A 2,037-nucleotide genomic window follows, 5' to 3' on the forward strand; every position below is an offset into this window, starting at 1 on the left:
GTACAAACTTTCGGTGCTACTGCAGAAGCTATGGTTAAATACTTAGAATTTGTAGGAGACGTCTGTGACAAACCATTCCTTATCGACTCAACTGCTGCAGCTGCAAAAATTGCAGGTGTAGAATACGTACAAGAAGCAGGATTAGCTGAAAGAGCTGTATACAACTCCTTAAGTATGGCAGCTGAACCTGGAGAAATCGAGGCTGTAGCTAACTCTGACATCGACGCATCCATTCTCTTAGGTTTCAACCCAATGACCCCTGGTGTAGCAGGTAAACTCGAAATCTGGGAAACTGGTGGATCTGTAATCGATGAAGGTATTCTCGAAATGGCAGAAAGATGTGGAATTACCAAACCATGGATGGACGTAGCTGTAACTCCTTTAGGACAAGGTGCAGGTCCTGCAGTAAGAACCTCTTACGCTGTAAAAGCTAAATGGGGATACCCTGTAGGTTCCGGTATTCACAACGTACCTTCCGCATGGGATTGGTTAAGACAATACAAAAAAGAACACAAAGAAGCATGGCCTGTATGTGATATAGGTTCCAACATCGTACAACAAATGGCTGGTGGAGACTTCGTACTTTTCGGACCAATCGAAAACTCAAGACTCGCATTCCCAGCTTGTGGTATGGCAGATATTATGATTGCTGAAGCAGCAAGAGATATCGGTACCGAACCTATTGAAGCACACCCATTGAACTTATTATTATAATTTGAAAGGGTCCGAGATTAGATGATTTTTATCATCTAATCTTAATTCAAATTATAATATTTTTTCTATTTTTTTTACTTATTTTATTCATTTAAACTATTTTTATCTGTTTTTAACTAATTTTCTATCATTTCTATTATTTTCTATTATTTTCACTAATTTATCCATTTTTAACTGTTTTCTACTATTTTCTCATCAATTTTTTAAGGATCTTCACTGATTTTCATCACATTTTAAAAATTTTCAAAATTATTTAACAAAATTTATATTATTTGATGAAAATACTATATAATATATAGAAAGATTATGGGGATTTAATATGTCTTTTTTAGATAAACTTTTCAATAAAGGACCTAAGCCAATTATTGCTGAAAGTCAACCAAGGGATTTAAGTATTTTAAAAGCAGGTAACAGACCTCAAGGTCCAGGTGTTATGGCAGCACAACAGGACGAATATTATGTAACTGCTTCTGTAGAGTTAGGAAACACCACTACAAAATGTGTAATCATGGCTACAAATTTAAATAACAGCCAATCTTATTTAATTAATAAAACAGTTAATATGACAAGGGATGTTAGAGCACCTAAACCTGGAGAAGAAGTCTTCGGTAAAACAGTTTGGGGTATTGAACTCTCTAAAGAATCCGTTGCAGATATGATTAAGGATACTGTTTTGGAATCACTTAAAAAAGCTCATATGGATATGGATGAAGATTTAGACTTTGTAGTAAGATCCACTGGGGTAACTGCTGGTTTTGCTACTACTCAGGAAGTAGGGCAAATGGTAAAGGCTTTAGCAGATGGTTGTCTTGATGCAGGTATTTCCCACACAAAAATGGCTCCTGCTATGTCAACTGCACACCTTCCAAAGAGACTTCAGAAATACACTTTATTGGATAATGTAATGTTTGATGGTGCTGTAGTAAGTGTAGTTCCACCAAAAGGAAAAGAAGTTGTAGCAAATGAAATGGAAGGGGAACTTGTTACTGCAGGTATTAAATTAGGTGCTAAATGGACTGAAGTAGACTATAGAAATCCTTGTGTATCTTTAGACTTCGGTTCTACCTTGGCAGGTAGGATTGTAAATAAGGATGAACCTTATGCAAGTACTGTTGGAAACTTCTTGGGATTAGCAGGGGTAATTTCAGACTCCTTGGCAAAAGGTTCCAAGCAAATTGACCAAAAGAATGGTGCTGCATTGGACATATTCGATCCTAAATTGCTTAAAAAGGCAGATGGCAAGAAACATCAGGAAAAAGCTAAGCAATACGCTAAGGAAGCTCATGAATTAATCAACATCTGTAAGGTTCCAGAAGGAATCGA

2 protein-coding genes are annotated in these 2,037 nt (G+C 36.5%); both read left to right on the forward strand.

Annotated elements, in window-relative coordinates; genetic code table 11:
- Nucleotides 1-714, forward strand: a 714-nt coding sequence (mtrH, locus tag ACKI3Q_RS09695; protein WP_407416389.1) for a tetrahydromethanopterin S-methyltransferase subunit H, incomplete at its 5' end; no start/stop codon positions are given.
- Nucleotides 715-1,033: 319 nt separating this feature from the next.
- Nucleotides 1,034-2,037, forward strand: a 1,004-nt coding sequence (locus tag ACKI3Q_RS09700; protein WP_407416390.1) for a methanogenesis marker 14 protein, incomplete at its 3' end; no start/stop codon positions are given.

The sequence above is a fragment of the Methanobrevibacter sp. genome, assembly GCF_045636185.1.
Lineage (GTDB): Archaea > Methanobacteriota > Methanobacteria > Methanobacteriales > Methanobacteriaceae > Methanocatella.